At 73.5% G+C, this 20234-nt stretch carries 20 protein-coding genes and 1 pseudogene; 10 read left to right on the top strand and 11 right to left on the bottom strand.

Going from position 1 to position 20234, the window contains the following annotated elements; all coding sequences use genetic code 11:
* Positions 1-1019 (top strand): DUF1349 domain-containing protein (locus tag HLB15_RS07290; RefSeq protein ID WP_249359954.1); only part of this gene is annotated, 1019 nt, incomplete at its 5' end.
* A 69-nt stretch (positions 1020-1088) separates the two neighbouring features.
* A complete protein-coding gene (locus tag HLB15_RS07285) occupies positions 1089-2309 on the top strand; it encodes an MFS transporter (RefSeq protein WP_171104635.1) in 1221 nt (406 codons plus the stop codon).
* Positions 2310-2369: 60 nt separating this feature from the next.
* Here the strand turns inward: HLB15_RS07285 and HLB15_RS24965 are convergent.
* Positions 2370-2495: pseudogene (locus tag HLB15_RS24965) on the bottom strand (hypothetical protein); the annotation flags it as partial.
* A gap of 158 nt (positions 2496-2653) precedes the next feature.
* Here HLB15_RS24965 and HLB15_RS07280 point away from each other — a divergent pair.
* On the top strand, positions 2654-3334 hold the full coding sequence (locus HLB15_RS07280) for a hypothetical protein (RefSeq protein WP_171104634.1): 681 nt from the start codon (positions 2654-2656) through the stop codon (positions 3332-3334).
* A gap of 5 nt (positions 3335-3339) precedes the next feature.
* Here HLB15_RS07280 and thrS read toward each other — a convergent pair whose 3' ends face one another.
* The 5 genes from thrS to HLB15_RS07255 all read right to left on the bottom strand — a co-directional run bounded on the left by thrS (position 3340) and on the right by HLB15_RS07255 (position 8483).
* Positions 3340-4605 carry a threonine--tRNA ligase gene (gene thrS, locus HLB15_RS07275; protein ID WP_171104633.1) on the bottom strand — a complete coding sequence of 422 codons (1266 nt, stop codon included), beginning with the start codon at positions 4603-4605 and terminating at the stop codon, positions 3340-3342.
* A 161-nt stretch (positions 4606-4766) separates the two neighbouring features.
* Positions 4767-5648, bottom strand: a complete 882-nt coding sequence (gene ypfJ, locus HLB15_RS07270; protein WP_171104632.1) for a KPN_02809 family neutral zinc metallopeptidase — start codon at positions 5646-5648, stop codon at positions 4767-4769.
* Positions 5649-5697: 49 nt separating this feature from the next.
* Positions 5698-6246: a hypothetical protein gene (locus HLB15_RS07265; protein ID WP_171104631.1), complete on the bottom strand. Its 549-nt coding sequence runs from the start codon at positions 6244-6246 to the stop codon at positions 5698-5700.
* A gap of 151 nt (positions 6247-6397) precedes the next feature.
* Complete coding sequence (locus tag HLB15_RS07260; protein ID WP_171104630.1) at positions 6398-7807, bottom strand: serine hydrolase domain-containing protein; 1410 nt, start codon at positions 7805-7807, stop codon at positions 6398-6400.
* A gap of 25 nt (positions 7808-7832) precedes the next feature.
* A complete protein-coding gene (locus tag HLB15_RS07255) occupies positions 7833-8483 on the bottom strand; it encodes a DedA family protein (RefSeq protein ID WP_171104629.1) in 651 nt (216 codons plus the stop codon).
* Positions 8484-8611: 128 nt separating this feature from the next.
* Between HLB15_RS07255 and HLB15_RS24750 the strand changes: the two genes are divergently transcribed.
* Together HLB15_RS24750 and HLB15_RS07245 are read left to right on the top strand one after the other, a co-directional pair.
* The gene (locus HLB15_RS24750; RefSeq protein WP_171104628.1) at positions 8612-9751 is read left to right on the top strand and encodes a sensor histidine kinase; all 1140 of its coding nucleotides are present in this window, start codon (positions 8612-8614) and stop codon (positions 9749-9751) included.
* Positions 9751-10380, top strand: a complete 630-nt coding sequence (locus HLB15_RS07245; protein WP_212759600.1) for a response regulator transcription factor — start codon at positions 9751-9753, stop codon at positions 10378-10380. The genes HLB15_RS24750 and HLB15_RS07245 overlap by 1 nt, the downstream gene beginning before the upstream one ends.
* 145 nt (positions 10381-10525) lie before the next feature.
* On the opposite strand, the gene HLB15_RS07240 is transcribed toward HLB15_RS07245, so the two are convergent.
* Complete coding sequence (locus HLB15_RS07240) at positions 10526-11596, bottom strand: nuclease-related domain-containing protein (RefSeq protein ID WP_212759598.1); 1071 nt, start codon at positions 11594-11596, stop codon at positions 10526-10528.
* Between the two features lie 94 nt (positions 11597-11690).
* A complete protein-coding gene (locus tag HLB15_RS07235) occupies positions 11691-12788 on the bottom strand; it encodes a serine hydrolase domain-containing protein (RefSeq protein ID WP_171104626.1) in 1098 nt (365 codons plus the stop codon).
* Between the two features lie 323 nt (positions 12789-13111).
* Between HLB15_RS07235 and HLB15_RS07230 the strand changes: the two genes are divergently transcribed.
* On the top strand, positions 13112-15817 hold the full coding sequence (locus tag HLB15_RS07230) for a tetratricopeptide repeat protein (protein WP_212759597.1): 2706 nt from the start codon (positions 13112-13114) through the stop codon (positions 15815-15817).
* A 7-nt stretch (positions 15818-15824) separates the two neighbouring features.
* Here HLB15_RS07230 and HLB15_RS07225 read toward each other — a convergent pair whose 3' ends face one another.
* On the bottom strand, positions 15825-16625 hold the full coding sequence (locus tag HLB15_RS07225; RefSeq protein WP_171104624.1) for a PP2C family serine/threonine-protein phosphatase: 801 nt from the start codon (positions 16623-16625) through the stop codon (positions 15825-15827).
* Between the two features lie 9 nt (positions 16626-16634).
* Positions 16635-17345 carry an NUDIX domain-containing protein gene (locus HLB15_RS07220; protein ID WP_212759596.1) on the bottom strand — a complete coding sequence of 237 codons (711 nt, stop codon included), beginning with the start codon at positions 17343-17345 and terminating at the stop codon, positions 16635-16637.
* Between the two features lie 53 nt (positions 17346-17398).
* Between HLB15_RS07220 and HLB15_RS24510 the strand changes: the two genes are divergently transcribed.
* The 3 genes from HLB15_RS24510 (at position 17399) to HLB15_RS07205 (ending at position 19280) form a co-directional block, all read left to right on the top strand.
* Positions 17399-17854 carry an NUDIX hydrolase gene (locus HLB15_RS24510; protein WP_189087115.1) on the top strand — a complete coding sequence of 152 codons (456 nt, stop codon included), beginning with the start codon at positions 17399-17401 and terminating at the stop codon, positions 17852-17854.
* 81 nt (positions 17855-17935) lie between these two features.
* Positions 17936-18595, top strand: a complete 660-nt coding sequence (locus HLB15_RS07210) for a DUF998 domain-containing protein (RefSeq protein WP_171104623.1) — start codon at positions 17936-17938, stop codon at positions 18593-18595.
* Positions 18596-18635: 40 nt separating this feature from the next.
* A complete protein-coding gene (locus HLB15_RS07205) occupies positions 18636-19280 on the top strand; it encodes a LysE family translocator (RefSeq protein ID WP_171104622.1) in 645 nt (214 codons plus the stop codon).
* On the opposite strand, the gene HLB15_RS07200 is transcribed toward HLB15_RS07205, so the two are convergent.
* A complete protein-coding gene (locus tag HLB15_RS07200; RefSeq protein ID WP_171104621.1) occupies positions 19277-19621 on the bottom strand; it encodes a transposase in 345 nt (114 codons plus the stop codon). The genes HLB15_RS07205 and HLB15_RS07200 overlap by 4 nt on opposite strands.
* Positions 19622-19807: 186 nt before the next feature.
* On the opposite strand from HLB15_RS07200, the gene HLB15_RS07195 reads away from it, so the two are divergent.
* The gene (locus HLB15_RS07195; protein WP_171104620.1) at positions 19808-20218 is read left to right on the top strand and encodes a DUF6234 family protein; all 411 of its coding nucleotides are present in this window, start codon (positions 19808-19810) and stop codon (positions 20216-20218) included.
* The last annotated feature ends 16 nt before the right edge of the window (positions 20219-20234 follow it).

Here is a 20234-nt window from a genome sequence, read left to right as displayed (position 1 = left end):
CCCCGCGCGACGTGCGCCTCGAGGCCGACGTCCGGCTGCCCGAGGACGCCGGGTCGTTCACCGCCACCGTCGGCGGACCGGGCCGGCCCGGCGTCGACGTGCGGCTCGACGCCGACGCGCGCGAGCTCGTCGTCACCCAGGGGCACCGTGTGCGGCGCGCGGCCCTGCCCGACGGCGCCGACCTCACCACGTGGCACGTCCTGACCGTGACGGCCGACGACGGCGCCGTCGTCGCCCGCCTGTCCTCCAGCGGCCTCGGCGACGCCGACGCCGAGGTACGCCTGCCCGTGGCCGGGCTGCCGCGCCGCGCGCCGGTGCACCTCGCCGCGACGGGTGCCGAGGCGCAGCTCGACAACCTCACCGTCGTGGCGGCACACGACCCGGTGACGGAGCGCGTGGCCGAGCCGCGCGCCGGCGCCGTCACGTTCGCGGAGGACTTCAGCGGCGAGCTCGACGCGGGCTGGGCGTGGCTGCACGGCCCGGCCGACGTCACGCTCGGCGACGGGTCGCTCGCCTGGCCGCTGACCGGCCACGACCTGGTGGGCGAGGCCAACGACGCGCCCGCGCTGCTGCGCGACGCACCCGAGGGCGACTACGTGCTCGAGACGACGGTGACCCTGCCGCTGGGCGAGGACACGGTCCGCAACTACCAGCAGGCCGGCCTGCTGGTGCACGCGGGCGACGACGACTTCCTGCGCCTGTCGCCCGTCTCGATCTGGCAGACGCGCCAGGTCGAGTTCGGCAAGGAGCTCACCGCCGACGGCCGCTGGTGGGGCGGGCACCTGTCCGGCCCGGTCGCCGACACGATGCACCTGCGCCTGTTCCACACGACCGACCCGGCGACGGGCGAGCACCGGTTCCGCGCGGCGTCGTCGCGCGACGGCCGGAACTGGCGGCCCGGCGCCACGTGGACGCTGCCGGCGGACACCGACCCGCGCATCGGGATCTACGCGGGCGGCGGAGCGTCGCCCGCGGTGACCGCGGTGTTCGACGAGGTGCTCGTGCGCGAGCTCGGCTGAGCCGCTCCTCCGCGTGCCGGGCGCCCGGGTGGTTCGCACGACCCGGGCGCCCGGCACGAGGATGGGCCCATGACCGCACCCGGCCACCACCCCGCCCCCTGGCAGCCCGGCGCCGTGCGGGACGCGGCGGGCGGGCTGCTCGCCCTGGGCCTCGCGACGTTCGTGGCGATCACGACGGAGCTCGTCCCCGTCGGCCTGCTCCCCGTGATCAGCGCCGACCTGTCCGTCGCCGAGTCGACGGCGGGGCTGCTGGTCACGGCCTACGCGGTCATGGTCGCCGTGCTGGCCGTGCCGCTCACGACCGCGACCCGGCGCCTGCCCCGCAAGGCCGTGCTCCTCGGGTCGCTCACCGTGTACACCCTGAGCAACGTCCTCGTGGCGCTCGCGCCGACGTTCGCCGTCGTCGCGGTCGCCCGGGCGCTGGGCGGGGCGTCGCACGCGGTGTTCTTCTCGGTGAGCATCGGGTACGCCTCGCGCCTGGTGCGGCCGCATCTCGCCGGGCGCGCGCTCGCGCTGGTCACCCTCGGGGCGTCGGCCGGGTTCGTGCTCGGCGTCCCGCTGTCCACCTCGCTCGGGACCGCCGTGGGCTGGCGCACCGCCTTCGTCGTGCTCGCCGGTGCGTGTGCCCTGTCCGGCGTGCTCACCGCGCTGCTGCTGCCCCCGGTGCCGGGCGGCGGGGCACCGCCGGACGACGGCGCCCGCGGCGCGCGCCGGTCCGCGCTCGCCGGCGCCACCTCGGCGAACGCCCTGGTCTACCTCGGCCACTACACCGTCTACACCTATGTCTCGGTGCTGCTGCTGGGCGCGGGGCTCGCCGCCGTCGCGGTCGGGCCCGCCCTGCTGGTGATCGGCGGGCTCGGGCTGCTGGGCGCCGCGTACGCCGCCGCCCGGCTCGACGCGCGGCTGCGCCAGACCACGGTCGTGACCCTCGTCGTGGTGGGCGGCGGCGTCCTGGCGCTCGGCGTCGCGTACCCCGGGACGGTGGGCACGCTCGTCGCGGCAGCGGTCTGGAGCATCGGTTTCGGCGCCGTCGCCGCCGTGTTCCAGACGGCGGCCATCCGCACCCGGGGCGCGTCACCCGACGTCGTCGGCGCGCTCGTGAACGCCAGCGCCAACATCGGCATCGGTGGCGGGGCGGCTCTCGGCGCCCTCGTGCTCGACGGCGCGGGCCGCGGCGCCGTGCCGTACGCCGGGGCCGTGCTGGTCGGCGCCGCCCTGCTGGTGGTGCTCCTGGCCCGGCGTGCGTTCCCCGGCGTCCGCGACGAGGCGCAGGGCAGGCCGCACGCGTGACGCGACCGCCGTCCAGACCGACTCCCGCACGTCGATGAAGTCCCGCATGCACGCCACGCAGCGCACGACGTGGTCCTCCATCCGGCGACGGCGGCCGGGTGGCAGCCGGTGCCGGAGGAAGTCGTCGAGCGCGGTGCGGGTCGCGTCGCACGCCGTCGTGTCGCGCGCCGGTTCGGTGGGACTCATGCACCTCAGACGCCCGGACCGTCCTGATGTCACAGCACTTCGGCGGATTAATCCGTCAGGACCCGCCTGAGGGGATACGAACCCGTTTGCCCGGGCGCGTCGCGGCGGGTTCACCCCCTGGGCGCGCGCACCGGTGCGGCCGCACGTACGGTCCGCTCATGGGCATTGAGACGTCGAGCGTCCCCGTCACCGTCTCCGACGCGCTGCCGAACCTGCGCGCCGGGCGCCTGTCCCGCGCCGACGACCTGACCCGGAACCGGCCCGCCATGCACCTGCTCGCCCAGCGCCGCGCCTACCGGCGTGCGCACCTCGCCTCGCTCGTGCGCGGCAGGCTGCGCGGCGGGTACGACCCACGCCACCGCGCGCTGAGCCGCCGCATCGCGGGGGTGCGGGGCGTCGCGAACGAGCTGTGGGACCTGACGGCCAAGCACCCGTCCTGGCGCGTGCTGCACTCCGTCCACACGGACGTGCCCACGCGGGCGGGCCAGGGCGGCGGCCCGATCGACCTCGACCAGGTGGTGCTGGGGCCGGCCGGCGTGTACACGATCCAGGCCGTGTACCGCCCGGTCGGTGACGTGACCGCCGACGCGGCGCGCGACGGCGGCCGGCGGGTCCAGGAGGTCCTGGCCGGCGCGACGCGGGTGCCGGTCACCGTGCGCGCGCTGGTCGTCTTCGTCCGGACCGACCACGTGCGGGTCGAGGGCCCGCGCGAGGACGTCGAGGTGCTCACGGACGACGAGCTGACGCCGTGGCTGGCGTCCCGGCGCCCGATGCTCACCGACCGCGAGCTGGAGATCGTCCACCTCGCGGCCCGCGACCGCCGCACCTGGACCCGCTGACCCACTCACGGGGCCGGGCGGGCGGAGGTAGCGAGGTCAGGGCGCAGCGCCCGGGAGCCGGCGGCCTCGGCCAGGAGCGGCGGAAGGTCCGCGAGCGGGACGGCGTGCCGCTCGCCGGACGCCGGGTCGGTGATCGCGACCTCACCCGCCGCGACCTCCCGGTCCCCGAGGACGCCGAGCAGGGCGTCCCGCCGCCCCCGTGCCCGCCGGATCCGGTTGCCGAGCGAGCCCTCGCGCTCGACGCGCACCCGCACGCCCTGCGCCCGCAGGTCGGCGGCCAGCGCGTCGGCGGCGTCGGCGGGGGCGCCGTCGCCCACGGGGAGCAGGCACAGCTGGACGGGCGCGAGCCAGAACGGCAGGCGTCCGGCGTACCGCTCGAGCAGGAACGCGACCATCCGCTCCATCGCCCCGACGGTGCCGCGGTGGATCATCACCACCCGCTCCCGCTCCCCCGACGCCGCGACGTAGGTGAGGTCGAACCGCTCGGGCTGGTTGAAGTCGAGCTGCACCGTCGCGAGGGTCTCCTCGTGCCCGCGCGCGTCGAGCACCTGGACGTCGACCTTGGGCCCGTAGAACGCCGCCTCGCCGGGCTCGGCACGCCAGGGCAGGTCGCCCGCGACGTCGTCGAGGACGGCGCGCAGGGCTTCCTGGGCCGCCGCCCACCGCGCGGGCTCGCCGAGCCACCGGTCGGAGTCGTCACGGCCCGACAGGCGCAGGTAGGCCACCTCGATGCCGAGGGTGCCGAGCACCTCCAGGACAGCGCCGAGCGCGGTGCGCACCTCGGCCTCGACCTGGTCGGGGCGGCAGAACACGTGGGCGTCGTCGAGGTTGATCTGCCGTACCCGGCTCAGGCCGGTCAGCACGCCGGAGCGCTCGGCCCGGAACATCGGCGCGAGCTCGGCGTACCGGACCGGCAGGTCGCGGTAGGAGCGCGGCTCGGACGCGTAGATCTGCGCGTGGTGCGGGCAGTTGGCGGGGCGCAGCACGAGCGGGTCGGGATCGTCGGGGCCCGCGCTCATCGGCGGGAACATGTCGTCGGCGAACTTGGCCCAGTGCCCGGACCGCTCGAACAGCGAGCGCTTGCCGAGCACCGGCGAGTACACCGGTTCGCACCCGGTGCGCAGGGCGACCTCGCGCGCGTACCGCTCGAGCTCGTACCGGACGGCGGCGCCCGCGGGCAGCCACAGCGGCAGACCGGGGCCGACCAGCGGGCTGGTGTCGAAGATCCGTAGGTCGCGACCGAGGTCACGGTGGTCGAGGGACGCGTTCATGGTGCTCTCCTTCGGTGGAAGGAGCCGCCCCGCGCCCGCCGTCGCACGACGAAGGCCCCGGAGCGAGCTCCGGGGCCTGATGCGTGGGTGCAGGTCAGCGCGCGCCGGAGGGGTCCGGCGTCGTCGTGCGTGCGCTGAGGTGCATGCCGCTCACCGTAGCCTCACAGGCGGGAGGCGTCCAGCGCGTTGCAGTCCTGGATGGTGCCGCCCTCGTAGCCGATGGTGAACCAGCGCACGCGCTGCTCGCTGGACCCGTGGGAGAACGCCTCGGGGTTCACGTCGCCGCCCGAGCGGCGCTGGATGTTGTCGTCGCCGACGGCGGCCGCGGCGGACAGCGCCTGCTCGAGCTCGTCCTGGCTGATCGGCTCGAGGAAGGTCACGCCGGTGTCCGGGTCCTCGGTCGTCGCGGCGTTGCCCGCCCACATGCCGGCGAGGCAGTCGGCCATGAGCTCGATGCGCACCGAGTCGGACTCCGGCCCGGTGCCCGAGCGGTCGGCCCGCTCGAACAGGCCGAGCTGGTTCTCGATGTGGTGGCCGAACTCGTGCGCCGTCACGTACATCTCGGCCAGCGGGCCGCCCTCGGCGCCGAACTGGCTCGAGAGCTGGTCGTAGAACGAGAGGTCCTCGTAGACGGTCGTGTCGGCGGGGCAGTAGAACGGCCCGGTGGCCGACGTCGCGTTGCCGCAGCCCGTGCTCACGGCCTGCGTGAAGCTCACGACCTCGGGCAGCTGGTACTCGACGCCGCCCTGCTCGGGCAGCGTGGCGGCCCAGTACGCGTCGAGCGACTGGACGGCGCCGTTCAGCCGGCACTCGGGGTCGGTGTTGGCCTGCTCCGCGGTGCAGTCGCCGACGTAACCCTGCTCGCCGCCACCCCCGTCGGTGGTGCCGCCGAGGAGGTCGGCGGGGCTGTTGCCGGTCAGCACCATGTACAGCAGCGCGATGATGATCGTCGCTCCGCCGCCGACCCCGGCGCCGACCGCGCCGCGCCGACCGCCCTTGCGGACGCGCCCGCCCTCGAACTGACCGCCCTCGTTGAACGTCACACGGCCAACCTACCGCGAGGGCGGGCGCGTCACCCGCGAGCGGGCCGCGTCAGCAGAGGTCGATCTTCCAGACCGGGTTCCAGGAGATGTTCTTGCCGCTGTTCGCCCCGATCCGGTCGAGCTCGGCGTCGTTCTGCGCGAGGAACCGCGCCGTCACCGTCTGGCTGTTCTGCGCGTAGACCGTGCCCGTGAAGTTCGTCAGCTCGTAGTACTGCCCGGCGGGCAGGCAGTAGTACAGCGCGTACGCGGACCACAGGCCGTCGGCCTCCTGGTTGCGGACGCACAGGCTGTACAGCGGACAGTCCTCGACCATCTGCCGCGACTGCGCGTCGCTGAGGTTCACCCGGACCTCGTTCGGCTTGGGCCAGATCGACGGGTCGCCCTTGGCGGGCGCGTACGACGCCGTGATGTCCGACGCCGACCCGTCCGTCACCGACCAGCTGCCGCCGCCACCGCCGCCGCCCGGACCGCCGTCGGCCGGGGTCGCGACCGCGGGCGACATGCCCACGGCCACCGCCGACACCAGCGCCACCAGCCCGCCGACCAGTCGACGGACCGCCCGCCTGCCTGTTCCCCTGCTCGTGCTCGTCCTGCTCATCGCTCGACTCCCCTGTCCTCACGACCGGCCTGCCTCTCAGGCCGATCGCGAGCGTAGGTCGCCGCGCGGGGGCGCCCCAGGGCGTTCGGCGCAGCCCGAAAAACGCCCGCCGGACGTATCTTTCACCCCGGCGGGCGCTCTTGTGCGCCGGTCACCCGGCCGTGCGCCGCCGGTACTCCTCGACCGGCCACGAACGCATGGCGCCCAGCCGCACCGCCGTCACCGCGCCGTCGGCGGCGCGCTCCACCTGGACGGGCTCGCCCACGGTGCCGAACCCGTCGACCGCCTCCTGGACCAGGTCCCCGTCGCGGACGACCAGGCGCACGGCCTGGTCGGCCGGGGACGCGGCGCGCGGGTTGACGACGTGCAGGATGCCGCCGAGGTCCACGACGTCGGACACGCCCCACAGGTTGGCGAAGCGGCCGACGGGCGCGTCGGCGGGGACGGGCTCCAGGGCGCCGTCGGTCCCGGCGAGCCGCGCGACCTCGTCCGCGGCCGCGAGCGCCAGGTCGATCAGCGTGATCACCCCGTTGGCGAGGGGTGTGGCCGTGCCGTCGACGGCGTTGGTCAGCGCGGAGACGACGAGGCCGTCGGCGGGGTCGATCCAGGTGCGGGTGATGTGGCCGGGGTAGCCGCCGGAGTGGCCGACGAGCCTGCGGTCGCCGACGACGCCGACCTCGAGGCCGACGCCGTACCGTCCGCGCTCCGTGCCGCGCACGACGACGCGGGACTCCTCGCGCTGCATGAGGCGCTTGCTCGCGTCGCTCAGCAGGGTCGTGTCGCCGAGCACGTGCGCCGTCCCGTAGCGGACGAGCTCGCGCGCGGTGGAGTACCAGCCGGTGGCGGGCGCCATGGCGCGGGTGTCGACGTGGGGGACGACGCGGCGGGCGTCGTCGTGCGCGAGGCGGGCGGTGTGGCCGGCCGCGTACTCGGCGGCGCGGGCGGGGTCGAGCTCGGTGCCGGTGCGGGTCAGGCCCAGCGGCTCCACGATCCCGGCGCGGGCGACGTCGTCGTAGGTGCGGCCGGTGACGTTCTCGATGACGAGGCCGAGCAGGCTGTAGCCGATGTTCGTGTACTTGAAGTGCTCGTTGGGCGCGAGGACGACGCCCTCGGTGCGGACGCACTCGATCAGCTCGTCGCGGTCGAGGAAGGGCTTGCCGTGCTGCCAGAAGTCGCCGTCGGAGGAGTCACGGATGATGCCGCCCTGGTGGCCGAGCAGCTCGCGCACCGTGACGGCCGCGGCGGGGGTGCCGTCGAGCTCGGGCACGTGGGTGCCGACGGGGTCGTCGAGGCGGAGCTCGCCGCGCTCGACGAGCTGCATGACGAGCACGCCGGTGAAGGTCTTGGAGTGCGACGCGATGCGGAAGAGGTGGTCGCTGGTCAACTTCTCGCCGGTCTCGACGTCCGCCGTGCCCCAGGCGAGGTCGACGAGCACCTCGCCGCGCAGGCCGACGGCGAGCTGGAGGCCGGGCAGCCCGTGGTACCCGGCCTGGAAGGAGGCCCACTCGGCGAGGTACGGGGCGATGGAGCGCAGGACGCGTGCGGTGCGGTCGTCGGTCACGGGGAGCATCATGCCAAGCCGGGCGTCAGCGCCGCGCGTGCCGCGGGGTGTCCTGGTCCTCGCGGCCGCGCAGGGTCTTCACCAGCCACCAGACCACGAGCAGGACGGCGACGACGATGACGATCTTCTGGAACACGCCCACGCTCTCCTCGACGATGTGCCACTGGTCGCCGAGCAGGTAACCCGCACCGACGAGGATCGTGTTCCACACGCCCGAGCCGAGGGTCGTGAAGGCGAGGAACCGCCACACGGGCATGCGCTCGACGCCGGCGGGGATGGAGATGAGGCTGCGCACGATGGGGATGAGGCGGCCGATCAGCACCGCCCAGTAGCCGTGCCGGTTGAACCAGTCCTCGGCCTTGTCGACGTCCTCGAGCTTCACCAGGGGCATGCGGTCGACGACGCTCCGCAGGCGGTCCCGGCCGAGCCACGCGCCCAGCCCGTACAGGAGGGCGGCACCGACGACGGAGCCCGCCGTCGTCCAGACGAGGACCTGCCACAGGATCAGGGAGCCCTGCGAGGCGGTGAACCCGGCCAGCGGCAGGATGACCTCGCTGGGCAGGGGCGGGAAGAGGTTCTCCAGGGCGATCGCGACGCCCGCGCCGGGGGCTCCGAGGGTCTCCATGAGACCGATGGCCCAGTCGGCGACGGTCGTGGCGAAGCTCTGTGTCGTCATGGCCCAACGCTATGCGCTGCGGGAGGTGCCGGTGACCTGGGGTGGTCCGCACGGACGTGACGGTCCTCCGCAGGTCCGGTGTGGTTTTCCGCAGTCCGGGCGGCGCCGGGCCTTCCTATGCTGGGCGCGTGAGCCGCTCCCCCGCCCTGCGCCGGACCCTGCGCGTGCTGGGCGGTGCCGCGCTCGGCGCCCTGACGTGGCCCGCCGACGTGGCCCTCGCGCTCGTGGCGGTCGGGACGGCGCGGCGCCCCGCACCGGTGCGTCCGGTCGCCGCCCTCGTGGGGGCGCACCGCCGGCGCACCTCGCGCCTGCTGGCGTGGGCGGACGACGGCGCGCCGCTCACCTCGTCCCGGGCCGCCGGGTACCTCGCGGAGCGCGTCGCGGGCGGCCTGCTCGGCCTGATCGTGCTGGCGCTGCTCGCGTACGGGCTGTTCGCGGCGGTGGCGGGGCTCGCGTCATGGCTGTTCGACGTGCGGTTCACGGTCGAGGCGCCCGTCCGTTCCGCGCCGCCCGGCGTCACGACGGCGTCGATGCTCACCCTCGTGCCCCTCGGCGCCGTCCTGCTGTACCTCGACCTCATGGGGCTGTACGGCGTCGGGGTGCTGGACCGGGCCGCCGCGGCGCGGTGGCTCGCGCCGAGCCGGAACGAGCGGCTGGCGGCGCAGGTCGAGTCGCTGACGGTCAGCCGCGCGGAGCTGCTGGCCGCGCTCGACGCCGAGCGCGGGCGCATCGAGCGCGACCTGCACGACGGCGTGCAGCAGCGCGCCGTGGCCGTGGGCCTGCTCGTGGACCGGGCGCGACGCGCGGGGGGCGGCGCGCTGCTGGAGCAGGCGGCGCGCGAGGTGGCACTGCTCGTGGACGACCTGCGCGCGGTCGCCTGGCGCGTGCGGCCCACGACGCTGGACACGCACGGCCTGGAGCCCGTGCTGCGGCAGCTCACCGAGCGGGCGGCGGTGCCGACGACGCTGGCGTGGCACTGCGCCGAGCGGCTGCCGGGAGGTGTCGAGACGACGGTGTACTACGTGGTGGCGGAGGCGCTGACGAACGTGGCGAAGCACGCGGGGGCCAGGTCGGCGTGGGTGGAGGTGCGCGCGTCCGACGTCGTGCACGTGACCGTGGGCGACGACGGCGTCGGCGGGGCGCAGACGCGGCCCGGGCACGGGCTGGCCGGCCTGGCCGGCCGCGTGGCCGCGGCGGGCGGGACACTGTCGGTCGACAGCCCGGCCGGTGGCCCGACCCGGATCGGGGTGACGCTGCCGTGCGCGTGATGCTCGCCGAGGACTCGGCTCTGCTGCGCGAGGGCGTGCGGAGCCTGCTGACCGACGAGGGGCACGACGTCGTCGCCGCGTACGGCTCCGCGGAACCCCTGCTGGCGCGGTTGGAGGCGGAGCGGCCCGACGTCGTCGTGCTGGACGTGCGCATGCCGCCCACGCACACCGACGAGGGCGTGCGTGCGGCGGTGCAGGTCCGGGAGCGGTGGCCCGAGGTGGGGATCCTCGTGCTCTCGCAGTACGTGGAGCGGGAGTTCACGCGGGTGCTGCTGGGCGACGAGGCGCACGGCGTCGGCTACCTGCTCAAGGACCGGGTGATGCGGGTGGACGACTTCCTCGACGCGCTGGGTAGGGTCGCCGCGGGCGGGCTGGTGCTGGACCCGGAGGTGGTGGGCCAGCTCTTCCGGTCGACGCCGCACCCGCTCGGCGTGCTCAGCGACCGCGAGCGCGAGGTGCTGGGGCTCATGGCCGAGGGCCGTACCAACGCGGGCATCGCGGCGGCACTGTACGTGTCGGTGTCGGCGGTGGAGAAGCACGCGAACGCGATCTTCGACAAGCTGGGGCTGCACGCCGAGGACGGGTACAACCGGCGGGTGCTGGCGATCTTGCGGTATCTGGGGGTGTGACCCGGCCGTGCGGGGGTCGCTCGGGGTCGTGGGAGGTCTCCCGACGGCGACGTCTCCGGCCGTGTGTTGCGGTGGGTAGACGATGTCGGCGTACCGCGACGTGCGCTCGACGGCGTGCTCTTCGGCGGGGACCTCTGAGGGTCGCCTACGACGAGCGGCCTCCTGGTGGCAGCCACGTCGACTCCCAGCGCGCCGCGTTGTAGAGCTGCTCGACCTCTCCGGGGCCGAGGGTGTCGTCCAGGCCGTCGAGCCACGCCCGGACATGGTCCGGTTCGAGGACGACGACGTCGGTCGGCGCTCCGGCATCGCGCCCGACGCGCTGTGCGCCCACGACGATGATGACCGGAGTCGCCGCGTGCGGCGTCCGGCATGCTCGGCGCAGCGCCGTCGTCACGGCAGCAGCCTCCGTGCGGGCGGACTTCAGGTAGTCCACGGAGACGCCGCTGACGAACACCTTGCTCCTGCCGACGTGCACCTTCTTGCCCTCGTGGTGCTTCGTGTTGATCGAGAAGACCCCACCGGGACCGATGAGCAGGTGGTCGATGTCCGTGCCCCGCGCGTCGCGCGTGATCCCGTGCAGCACGAACCAGCCCCGCCTGGCCTCGATCGCGCGCTCCAGCAGGCGGCCCACGGTCTTCTCACCGCGCTCGCCCTGGCTCCACGACCAGTCGCCACGATCCCTGTTCCGCAGCAGCCGACGCACGGCGTTCCGCAGCGGCGCCTCGCGAAACGTCGCGCGCGCGACCTCGCCCACGGTCTCGCCCGCCTTGATCGAGGACATGTCGCGCCCCCGGTCCGCGGGCTGAGGTGGTTCGGGCTGCGCCGGGACGGCGGTCTGACGGGCGGGCTGCGACGCGGGTCGTGCTTCGGGCGCGGACGGCATTTCGGGCGGGCGCGCTTCGGGCGCACGTCGCTGGGCGGGTGCGGACACGGCAGTCCCGTGCGACGCCGGAGCCGCCAACTGCTGTGCGCGGTCCTTCGCGGCACGCTCTGCCTCGTGCTTGACCTGCCATCCGCTGCCGACGGTCTCGATCAGGCGGCGGTGCGTCCCGGTGTCCGAGGAATCTCCGGCGACGACCGCCTGCTGGCGCGCCGAGTCCCAGTAGCCGATCTGCACGCCGTCGACCTTGAGGTACAGCCTGGCCGGCCTGCCGTACCTGGACCACACGGTCGTGGTGACCCTCGGCGTGGGCTCGGGGCGACTGTCCTCGCTCATGCCGGCACGCTAACCAGCGAGACGCCGAGCGCCTATCACCAGGGTGTTGCCGGGTTCGTCGTCGAGGGAACGGGCCGACCTCGGGCATCCCGGCTCACGTCAGGCAGTACGCCGCCGTCGTCGCGGCCGCGAAGGAGACGAAGCCGTCGCCCGAGCCGGACGCGCGCAGCACGGTGAGGGCGCGGCCGTCGTCGCGGCGGTAGGCGTAGGTGACGTAGCCGAGCAGCTGGCCGCCGTGGCCCCAGAGCGTGCCGCCGCACGGGAGGTCGAAGCGCTCGAGGCCGAGCCCGTAGTGAAAGCCCATGCCCATCGGCACGGTGGTGCGCATCTGGGCCAGGGACTCGTCGCTGATCAAGTCACCGCCGAGCAGCGCGTCGAAGAAGGTCTGCAGGTCGGCCGTCGTGGAGGTCATCTCGCCCGCGGCCCAGTCGAGGGAGACGTCCTGGTCGGTGACGTCGACGGTCGCCCCGTCGTCCAGGGTGGCCGTGGCGCGGACCGCCGGGGCGGGCAGTCCGGCGTCGTCGGGGAAGGTGGTGCCGGTCAGGTCGAGCGGGTCGAGGATGCGGCGCCGGACGACGGCGTCGTACGGCCTGCCCGTGACCGCCTCGATGAGGCGGCCGGCCACGACGTAGTTGGTGTTCGAGTAGCGGAAGTCGGTGCCGGGCGGGAAGTACGGGTCGTGGCGAAAGGCCTCGGCGAGGAGCTCGTCGGGCGTGTACGCGGTGAAGCGGGCGTCACCGCGCCAGCGGTTGGTGGACCAGCCGTCACCCTTCATGTAGTCGTACAGCCCGCTGGTGTGGTTGAGCACCTGGCGCACGGTGACGGCGTCGCCGCCGGGCACGACGCCGGGGAGGTACCGCTCGACGGGTGCGTCGAGGTCGATGCGGCCCTCGTCGACGAGCTGGAGGATCGCGGTCGCGACGAAGGTCTTCGTGATGCTGCCGATGCGGAAGCGTTCGTCGCCGGTGAGGGGGTGGTCGGCGTCGGGCTCGGCGCTGCCGGAGGTCCAGGTGCCGGCCGGGCCCGGTGCCGTGACCGAGACGAGCGCCGCCGTGGTGGACGGCGCCGCGGACGACGCGACGACGGACAGGAGCTGCGGGCGGGCGAGCGTCAGCGCGGCGGCCGCAGCGGCGGTGAGGGCGAGGAGCGTGACGAGGACGGCGGCGACGGCGCGGCGGAGCGGGGTGGTCATGCGTCGAACCTAGGAAACCGCGGTGGGGCGGGGACTGCGGGAAACCGGAGGGGTGGGTGCGGAGGTCCGTCGAAACTCCCGCCCCAAGCCCGCACCTTCCTGCCACCAAGCCCAGCCCATGACGCCCTCCCAGACTTACCTTTCCGGATTGTCCGATTCCTCGTAGTCTCGACCTCGTGGCGGAGGCGGGTCCGGGACGCGGTGGCGACCCGGGCGGACGCCGCCTCTGGATCTATGGGTTTGCATCGACCCTCGCCATCGTGGTCGGCGTCGGCGCGACAGTCCTTCCCGATACCCTCCCGAGCTGGCTCAGTCAACCGCTCGTGGTGGGTGCCGCGGCCAGCACCTTCCTGGGAGCCACCCTGCTCGAGCGGTACTTCACGCTGCGCGACCGGCACAACGAGGCGGCGGGCCGCGAGGCGGACGACCGCCGGGCTTCGCGCGACCTGGGTATCCGCCCGCCCGACGACAACGACGCACCCGGGCGCCTGCTCTCTCCCGTTCGTGAGGGCGAGGACCAGATCGTTCGGTTCTTCGGCCGCGAGGACGTCCTGCAACGACTAATCGACTGGTGCCTGGACAGCAACGGACCGGGCAAGCGCTCTCTACGGGTCCAGCTCGTCACCGGGCCCGGCGGTGTCGGCAAGACACGGCTGGCGCACGAGCTCCAGACCGTCATGCGCCGGACCCACGGCTGGGAGTGTCGCAACCTGCGGACCGGGGTCGAGGCGGAGGCGATGCAGGTGCTGCGGCGCGGTCACGGCCGTGCTCCCGTGCTGTTCGTCGTCGACTACGCAGAGAACCGCACCGAGGGCGTCACCCGGCTGCTCGACCAGGCTCTCGCCGACCCGGGTGCCGTTCGCGTCCTGCTCCTGGCCCGGCGCGAGGGCCGATGGTGGTCGGACCTGTGCCAGCAGCCTGACGTCGGAGCGGTGGTCGGCCGCTACGACCCCATCGAGCTGGCCACTCGTGTCGTCCCCCACGGTGCAGGCCCAGGTCCCCTCGCAGAGCAGCAACGCATCGTCGACCTCGCTGCGCAAGACTTCGCGCGTCACCTGGGCAGGAGCGCTGTCCAGGTGACGCTGCCCGACGTCGTGCCGAGCGCGCGGATGCTCGACCTCCTGTCCATCGCACTCGTCGAGGTGCTGCGCTCCGAGCCGTCCGGGCCCGGCGAGCGCGCGGACACGTCGATGCACGTCGTGTTCGACGAGCTCGTCCGCCACGAGGCCCGGAGCTGGACGCGGTCGGCGCAGGAGGCCGGGCTCCCGGATGACAGCCAGACGCTGCGCATCCTCGTCGCCGCGGCATGTCTTCTCGGCGCGGAGGACCAGGTCGAGGCCGAGGCTCTCGTGCGTCGCGTCGCGCCCCTGTGCCCACCCGGCAGCGAGCTGGACCCCCGAGGGGCGGCACGGTGGCTGCGTGAGCAGTACCCGCCAACCTCGGGACTCACCGACAGCGACGACAGGACCGTGCTCGTCGGAGATCCCGGCTGGATCGGGAGCCTGCACCCCGACCGCCTCGCCGAGCACCTTGTCGTCTCCGTGCTCATGGCGGCGGACGTCGGCGACGCCACCCGTGCCCTGACCAGCCAGGAGCGCCGGGCCGTCCTCCTCACGGACCTGACCAGGCAGCAGGCGGAGCGGGCGATGATCGTGCTCACGCGCGCGGCCTCGGACCCGTCGCGGACGCGGGACCGGGACACGGGCCGTCGACCGGTGCGGAACGACGACGCTCGCCTGGACCCGCGCGAGGCAGAGGACGTCGCACGGCTCGCGCTCGACCTGGTTCACGGGCTCGACACCCGCTGGGCCCTGGTGAGCACGGTGCACGAGCAGGTCCCCTGGCCGGACCCGCCGAACGCGCTCCACGAGGTGGGCCACGCCGTCGCGGAGCTCCTCGTGCGCACTGTCGAGAACGGGACGCTGTCCGCCAGCCCGGCCCGGATCGCGCACGCACGCCACGTCCTGGGCAACTGGGCGTTCACGGTCGGCGACTACCAGGCGTCGTTGGAGGCCCGGGAAGAGGCGACCCGGATCTACCGCAAGCTCGCGAAGCGGCGCCACGATCGCCACTGGCCCCACCTGGCCCGTGCGCTGGACAACCTGGGCGACTCGTTCGCGACCCTCGGCCGCAACGACGAGGCCCTCGCGGTCAGGCGTGAGGCCGTGACGACCTGGCAGCAGAACGTGCACGTCGACTCCGAGCGGTTCCTCCCGGACCTCGCCAAGTCGCTGCACAACTTCGGCGTCTCCTACCGGGATCTGGGGCTGCCCCGCGATGCGCTCACGACACACCGCGAGGCCCTGCGGGCCCGTCGGCTGCTAGCTGCACAGCACGACCGGCACCGCGCAGCGCTCGCCCGCTCCCTGAGCTCGATCGGAAGGTGTCACCTCGACCTCGGCGACATCCAGCAGGCGCACGCGGAGTTCGTCGAGGCGCTCGACCACTGGCTCGACCTCAACGCCCGGACGCCGACCCGCTACGAGCAGGACGTCGCTCTCGCGCTCGGCGACCTCGGGATGACCCACGGCCTGCTCGGGCGGCCGGACGATTCCTTGCCGCTGCAGACCCGTGCGCACACCATCTGGAACGGCCTGGCCGCCCGGTACCCGGTCCGTTTCGTCTCCGGCCTGGCACGTTCCTGGACCAACCTCGGCATCGTCTACGCGGACCTCCATCGCGACACCGAGTCCGACCAGGCCTTCGACAGGGCGATCGCCATCTACGGCGAGCTGGCCCGCGAGAACCCGGAACGCCGCGAGCAGAACCTCGCGTGGAGTCTCGGGAGCGCGGGGATCGCCCTGTCCCGGCGCGGTCTGGACGACCGGGCTCGCGACGCACTCACCTCAGCACTCGAGCTGTTCCGCCGGCGCTACGACGCCGGCTCGCGTGCAGTCTTCTTCGTCCGTGCGCACCGTTCGGTGCTCGAGGAGTACAGCAGGCTGCTCGAGCGGTCCGGGCAGGCCGGAGAGGCCTACGAGCTCCGGCGCCGGTCAGCCCTTCTCGACGGATTCCTCGCCGCGCTCTGACGACCGGTCACGTGAACGGGACCACCACGAGCGTCTTGTCGTCGTGCCGCTTCGACCGTGCCCAACGCCGGCCGTCCGGGTCAGCCTCCTCTGCCGCATGCAGGTCGTGCAGAACCTGTTCCGGGCCGCTCCGCAGCGCCTCGTCGTAGACCTCGCGCCAGGTGCGCGCGATCGGGTGCCGTTCGAGGTCCACCCCGTCCGTGGCGAGCACCAGACCGGCGACGTCCACGCGCGCCACCGTGCTCGTCACCGCGTGGTAGGCCGCCTCCGGTTCCGTCCCGGCGACCCAGTAACCGCCTGGGCGGTTGCGCCAGCGCGCCTGCACCTCCTGGAGCTCGACGAGCAGCTGCCTGTGCCCCTCGTCGTAACCGAGTCCCGCGGCCAGCCGGGCACGATACGCGGCACGACGTGCGCCGACCGCCGCCCCGAGGTCGTCGTCGGTGTGGACCACCTCGCTGCCGTCCGTGCCGAGCACGACCACGAGGCTGTCACACAAGGAGTAGGCCTCGACGACGTCATCCGTCCAGCGCGCGATCGCCACGGTGCAGGTCGGGCTCGTCTCGGCCTTCAGACCGTCCGTGTCCCGGACCTCCGCGATCGCCGCCGCGACGAGGTCGGGAATCGGGCGTCCGCCAGGGAGCTCACGCGCCAGCACATCAGCCAGACGCCCGGCGTACCACCCCGGGTCGTGCGAGCGGTCGCCCGCGACCGACGTCGCGCCGTCGAGCACCATCGCGAACCCCCGGCCGACCACGTGCCGGTCCTGGTTGTCGGCACCACCAGCGCGGGTAGCTGCTCGCGAGGTCACCCGACGACCCTAGGGCATGGCTACGACACCCTGGTGCGCCTCCTGCCGACGGGGCACGCCTGCCTCGCAGTACACGTTGGTCCGTTGGTCGAGCGCCGCCTGGAGAGCCGCCTGCATCCGCCGGGACAACGAGTCCTTCGCGAGCGACGACACCTCACCGATCTCCAGGAGGTGCACGGACTTCACCTCGGGGTCGGTCCCGTGCAGCCCGGCGCGCTCCTCGTCGGTGAGGAAGCCACCGTCGAAGACCCAGACGAGCCCCTCGGGCGTGCCGTCGTCCGCACAGGGGACGTGGTCGATGACGAGAGCCTGCATGCCTCGCCGAACCAGCCCGAGCTCCTCCTCGAGCTCGCGCTCCGCCGCCGTCCAGGGTGGCTCACCCATCTCGACGACGCCGCCTGGGATCTCCCAGGTCTTCTTGTACGACGGCTCGATGAGGACCACGCGGCCCGTGGCGTCGCGGAGGAGCACACCTGCCGCCATCCGTTTGCGCGGCAGGGTACGGAAATACTCGGCGGAGCCTCCGTCTTCCACACGAGAAAACTTCGCTCTATAGTTCCTGCGCCGCAACCGGAGCGGTCCCTTTCGAACAAGGGTTGCGCCGAGGGTTGCGTCGAGCGCAGCGGGTGAGAAACGATCGCGCATCAGCAGCACACCGACCACCGAGATCAGCGCGGCTGCGAGCAGCGCGGCAACGATCTCTCGCGAGCGTTCTGCCACGCGGAGAACATACCGGACTTTTTCATCGATCAACGTCGCCACTCGGAGGCTGCGTGCTCATCACCCGCTCCCCCGCCGAGCCCTACCTCGTCCGCCACGACGAGGGCTGGTTCGAGTACCAGCTCCCCGTCTCGGTCAAGGCCGTCGTCGCGTGGCGCGGCCGCCTTCCCCTGCTGCGCAACGAGCGCGACGAGTGGGAGCTCCCTGGCGGCAAGCTCGAGCCCGGTGAGGACCCGGCGTCGTGCGTCGAGCGCGAGATCCACGAGGAGCTCGGCTGGCACACCGCCGTCGGCGAGCCCGTCCACGCCTGGGTCTACGAGATCTTCCCGCACCGCCACGTCTTCGTCGTCACCTACCTCGCCACCTACGACGGCGACGAGGACCCCACGTTCAGCCACGAGCACAAGGAGCTCGCGCTCGTACGCCCCGAGGACGTCGCGCGCCTGTCGATGCCCGACGGCTACCGCGCTGCGGTCGCCGCGGCCGTCGCCCGCAAGCACGTCGCCTGACGCGGTCCGGGGGATGTCCCCACCCGGGACGGGGGTCACCCCCGTGTCGGCGCTGACCTGCATTTTCGTACGTTCGATGGCGTGGAGACCGAGCCATACCCCAAGCAGGCGCTGTACCTCGCCGCCCCCGCCCTCGCCGCCCTCGCGGGCGTGCACCTGTTGCCCGACGCCGGGGGCGTGGACCCCGTGCGCGAGCTCATGTCCGAGTACCCGGTGCGCTCCGACGTCGGCACGCTGTACACGCTGGCGCTGCTCGTCGCGAACGTGGCCGTCATGATCCTCGGGGTCCACTGGGTGCGCCACGGGATCCTCCGGTCGCGGCCGGGGGCCGCCGTCCTGCTGGCCGCCTGGTGCCTGAGCCTGCTCGGCCTGACCGTCTTCCTCAAGGACCCGGCGGGCAGCGACGGCACCCTCACGGGCGCCGTGCACATGGTCTGCACCGTCGTGAACTTCGCCGCGATGCCCGCGCTGTGCGCGCTGCTGTGGTGGCAGCACCGGCGGGACGCGCGGTGGCGTGCGCCGGCGACGGCGGTCGGCGTCGTCGCGGTGCTGACCGCGGCGTGCGTCGTGCCGTTCGCCGTCGTGCTGGCGAGCGGCGAGCCGGGGGCGCTGAGCAGCGCGTCGCTGGGGCTCGTGGAGCGCGTGGTGGTGGGGCTCGACGTCGTGGCCGTCGTCGTCCTGGCCGGGTGGTCGGGTCGGGCGGCCCGACCCGACGCGCCTCGGCCGAGCAGCGCCCGATAAGCCCTGTCCCGCACAGGTTTCCGCTCGCTACGATCCGCCCATGCCCACGACCACCCAGCTCGTCGCGTTCGTCGCGGCGTCGTTCGTCTTCATCGCGCTGCCCGGACCGAGCGTGCTGTTCGCGATCGGGCGCGCCCTCACGGTCGGGCGCCGCGACGCGCTGCTGTCCGTGTCCGGCAACGCGATCGGCCTGCTGGTGCAGGTGGCGTGCGTGGCGGTCGGGCTGGGTGCGCTCGTCGAGGCGTCGGCCGCCGCCTACACGGTGCTCAAGCTGGTGGGCGCCGCGTACGTCGTCTGGCTCGGCGTCCAGGCGATCCGGCACCGCGCCGACGCCCGCCTCGCCCTCGACGCCCCCGCCACCGACCGGCAGGGCGGTGTGCTGCGTGCGCTCTGGGCGGGCTTCGTGGTCGGCGGGACCAACCCCAAGACCCTCGTGTTCTTCGCGGCCTTCCTGCCGCAGTTCATGAACGACGCCGCCCCGGCCACGCCCCAGCTGCTGGTCCTCGGGCTGATCTTCGCCGCGATGGCCCTGTGCCAAGACTCCGTCGTCACGCTCCTCGCCGCTCAGGCCCGGACCTGGTTCTCGCGCAAGCCCCGGCGGCTGGACCACCTCGGCGTCGCGGGCGGCATCGCGATGATCGGTCTCGGCACGGGGCTCGCCCTGGAGGGCCGGGTCCGGGCCTAGGCCGTGTCCGGTGATTCGCGGAGCCAGAGGACGATCGCGGCGAGCGTGAGTTCGGTGCGGTAGTAGGCGGCTCGTTTGGTGTAACGGGTGGCCAAGGCACGGAACTGCTTGAGCCGGTTGAAGCACCGTTCCACGACATTACGACCCTTGTAGACCTCCGCGTCGAACACCGGTGGGCGCCCGCCGCGATGGCCCTTACGGAGCCGGTGGGCGGCGTGGTCCTTCTTCTCCGGGCTGGTGAACGCGATGCCACGGCTGCGCAGGGCCCGGCGGGTGGCGGGGCTGGAGTAGGCCTTGTCCGCCAGGACCCGGTCCGGACGCTTCCTGGGCCGGATCAGCATCCAACCCCACCGGCGACCAGTCCGACGGCCTCGACATCAGCGCACCCCTTCGCCACCCCGACGTGGGGAGAGATTCCCTGCCTGAACGCTAGGTGAAAATTTGTAACCGAGGCAACGAAAAACTTCCGCCGCACGGATTCCCGGCGCGTATGATCCGGGCCACGACTGCCGACGACAGGAGTGCGCATGCCGACGGACCGGGACGACAAGCGGGCAGCGGACCGCCCCGGTGTCGCGGGTGAGGCGCTCGGCTCGCTGTTCGCCGCGCTGATCGGCCCGCTGGTGCTGCTCGTCAACCTCTGGAACGCCTACGGGTTCCTGACCTCTGCCGACCCCCGGCCGGAGCACACTGCGACCTACCTCGTCGTCTCGGCCCTCATGGTGGCCGGCGTCGTGTGGACGTTCCACTCCGCCCGGCGACGGGACGCACGCGGCTTCGCCTACGTCTGGCACGCCCTGGTGGCGGTGTTCGCGCTGGTCGCCGTCACGATGCTCTCCGTGCCGCAGGTCGACCTGGACACCGTCAGGGAACCGCCGCCCACGGAGCGGTACGTCGACGACGATCCGTGCTACTCCGGCGGCGACCCCTGCGGCTGACCGGACCCCTGCCGCA

Source organism: Promicromonospora citrea, from assembly GCF_013004695.1.
Taxonomy (GTDB): Bacteria; Actinomycetota; Actinomycetes; order Actinomycetales; family Cellulomonadaceae; genus Promicromonospora; species Promicromonospora citrea.
This window is presented reverse-complemented; position numbering and strand designations above follow the sequence as displayed.

Excerpts from the sequence above, each read along its gene's own strand:
- HLB15_RS07265 (WP_171104631.1), bottom strand. The coding sequence starts at position 6,246 with ATGAGCAGGACGAGCACGAGCAGGGGAACAGGCAGGCGGGCGGTCCGT.
- HLB15_RS07255 (WP_171104629.1), bottom strand. The coding sequence starts at position 8,483 with ATGACGACACAGAGCTTCGCCACGACCGTCGCCGACTGGGCCATCGGT.
- HLB15_RS07280 (WP_171104634.1), top strand. The coding sequence starts at position 2,654 with ATGGGCATTGAGACGTCGAGCGTCCCCGTCACCGTCTCCGACGCGCTG.
- HLB15_RS07240 (WP_212759598.1), bottom strand. The coding sequence starts at position 11,596 with ATGAGCGAGGACAGTCGCCCCGAGCCCACGCCGAGGGTCACCACGACC.
- HLB15_RS07285 (WP_171104635.1), top strand. The coding sequence starts at position 1,089 with ATGACCGCACCCGGCCACCACCCCGCCCCCTGGCAGCCCGGCGCCGTG.
- HLB15_RS07200 (WP_171104621.1), bottom strand. The coding sequence starts at position 19,621 with ATGCTGATCCGGCCCAGGAAGCGTCCGGACCGGGTCCTGGCGGACAAG.
- HLB15_RS07195 (WP_171104620.1), top strand. The coding sequence starts at position 19,808 with ATGCCGACGGACCGGGACGACAAGCGGGCAGCGGACCGCCCCGGTGTC.
- HLB15_RS07205 (WP_171104622.1), top strand. The coding sequence starts at position 18,636 with ATGCCCACGACCACCCAGCTCGTCGCGTTCGTCGCGGCGTCGTTCGTC.
- HLB15_RS07245 (WP_212759600.1), top strand. The coding sequence starts at position 9,751 with ATGCTCGCCGAGGACTCGGCTCTGCTGCGCGAGGGCGTGCGGAGCCTG.
- HLB15_RS07235 (WP_171104626.1), bottom strand. The coding sequence starts at position 12,788 with ATGACCACCCCGCTCCGCCGCGCCGTCGCCGCCGTCCTCGTCACGCTC.
- thrS (WP_171104633.1), bottom strand. The coding sequence starts at position 4,605 with ATGAACGCGTCCCTCGACCACCGTGACCTCGGTCGCGACCTACGGATC.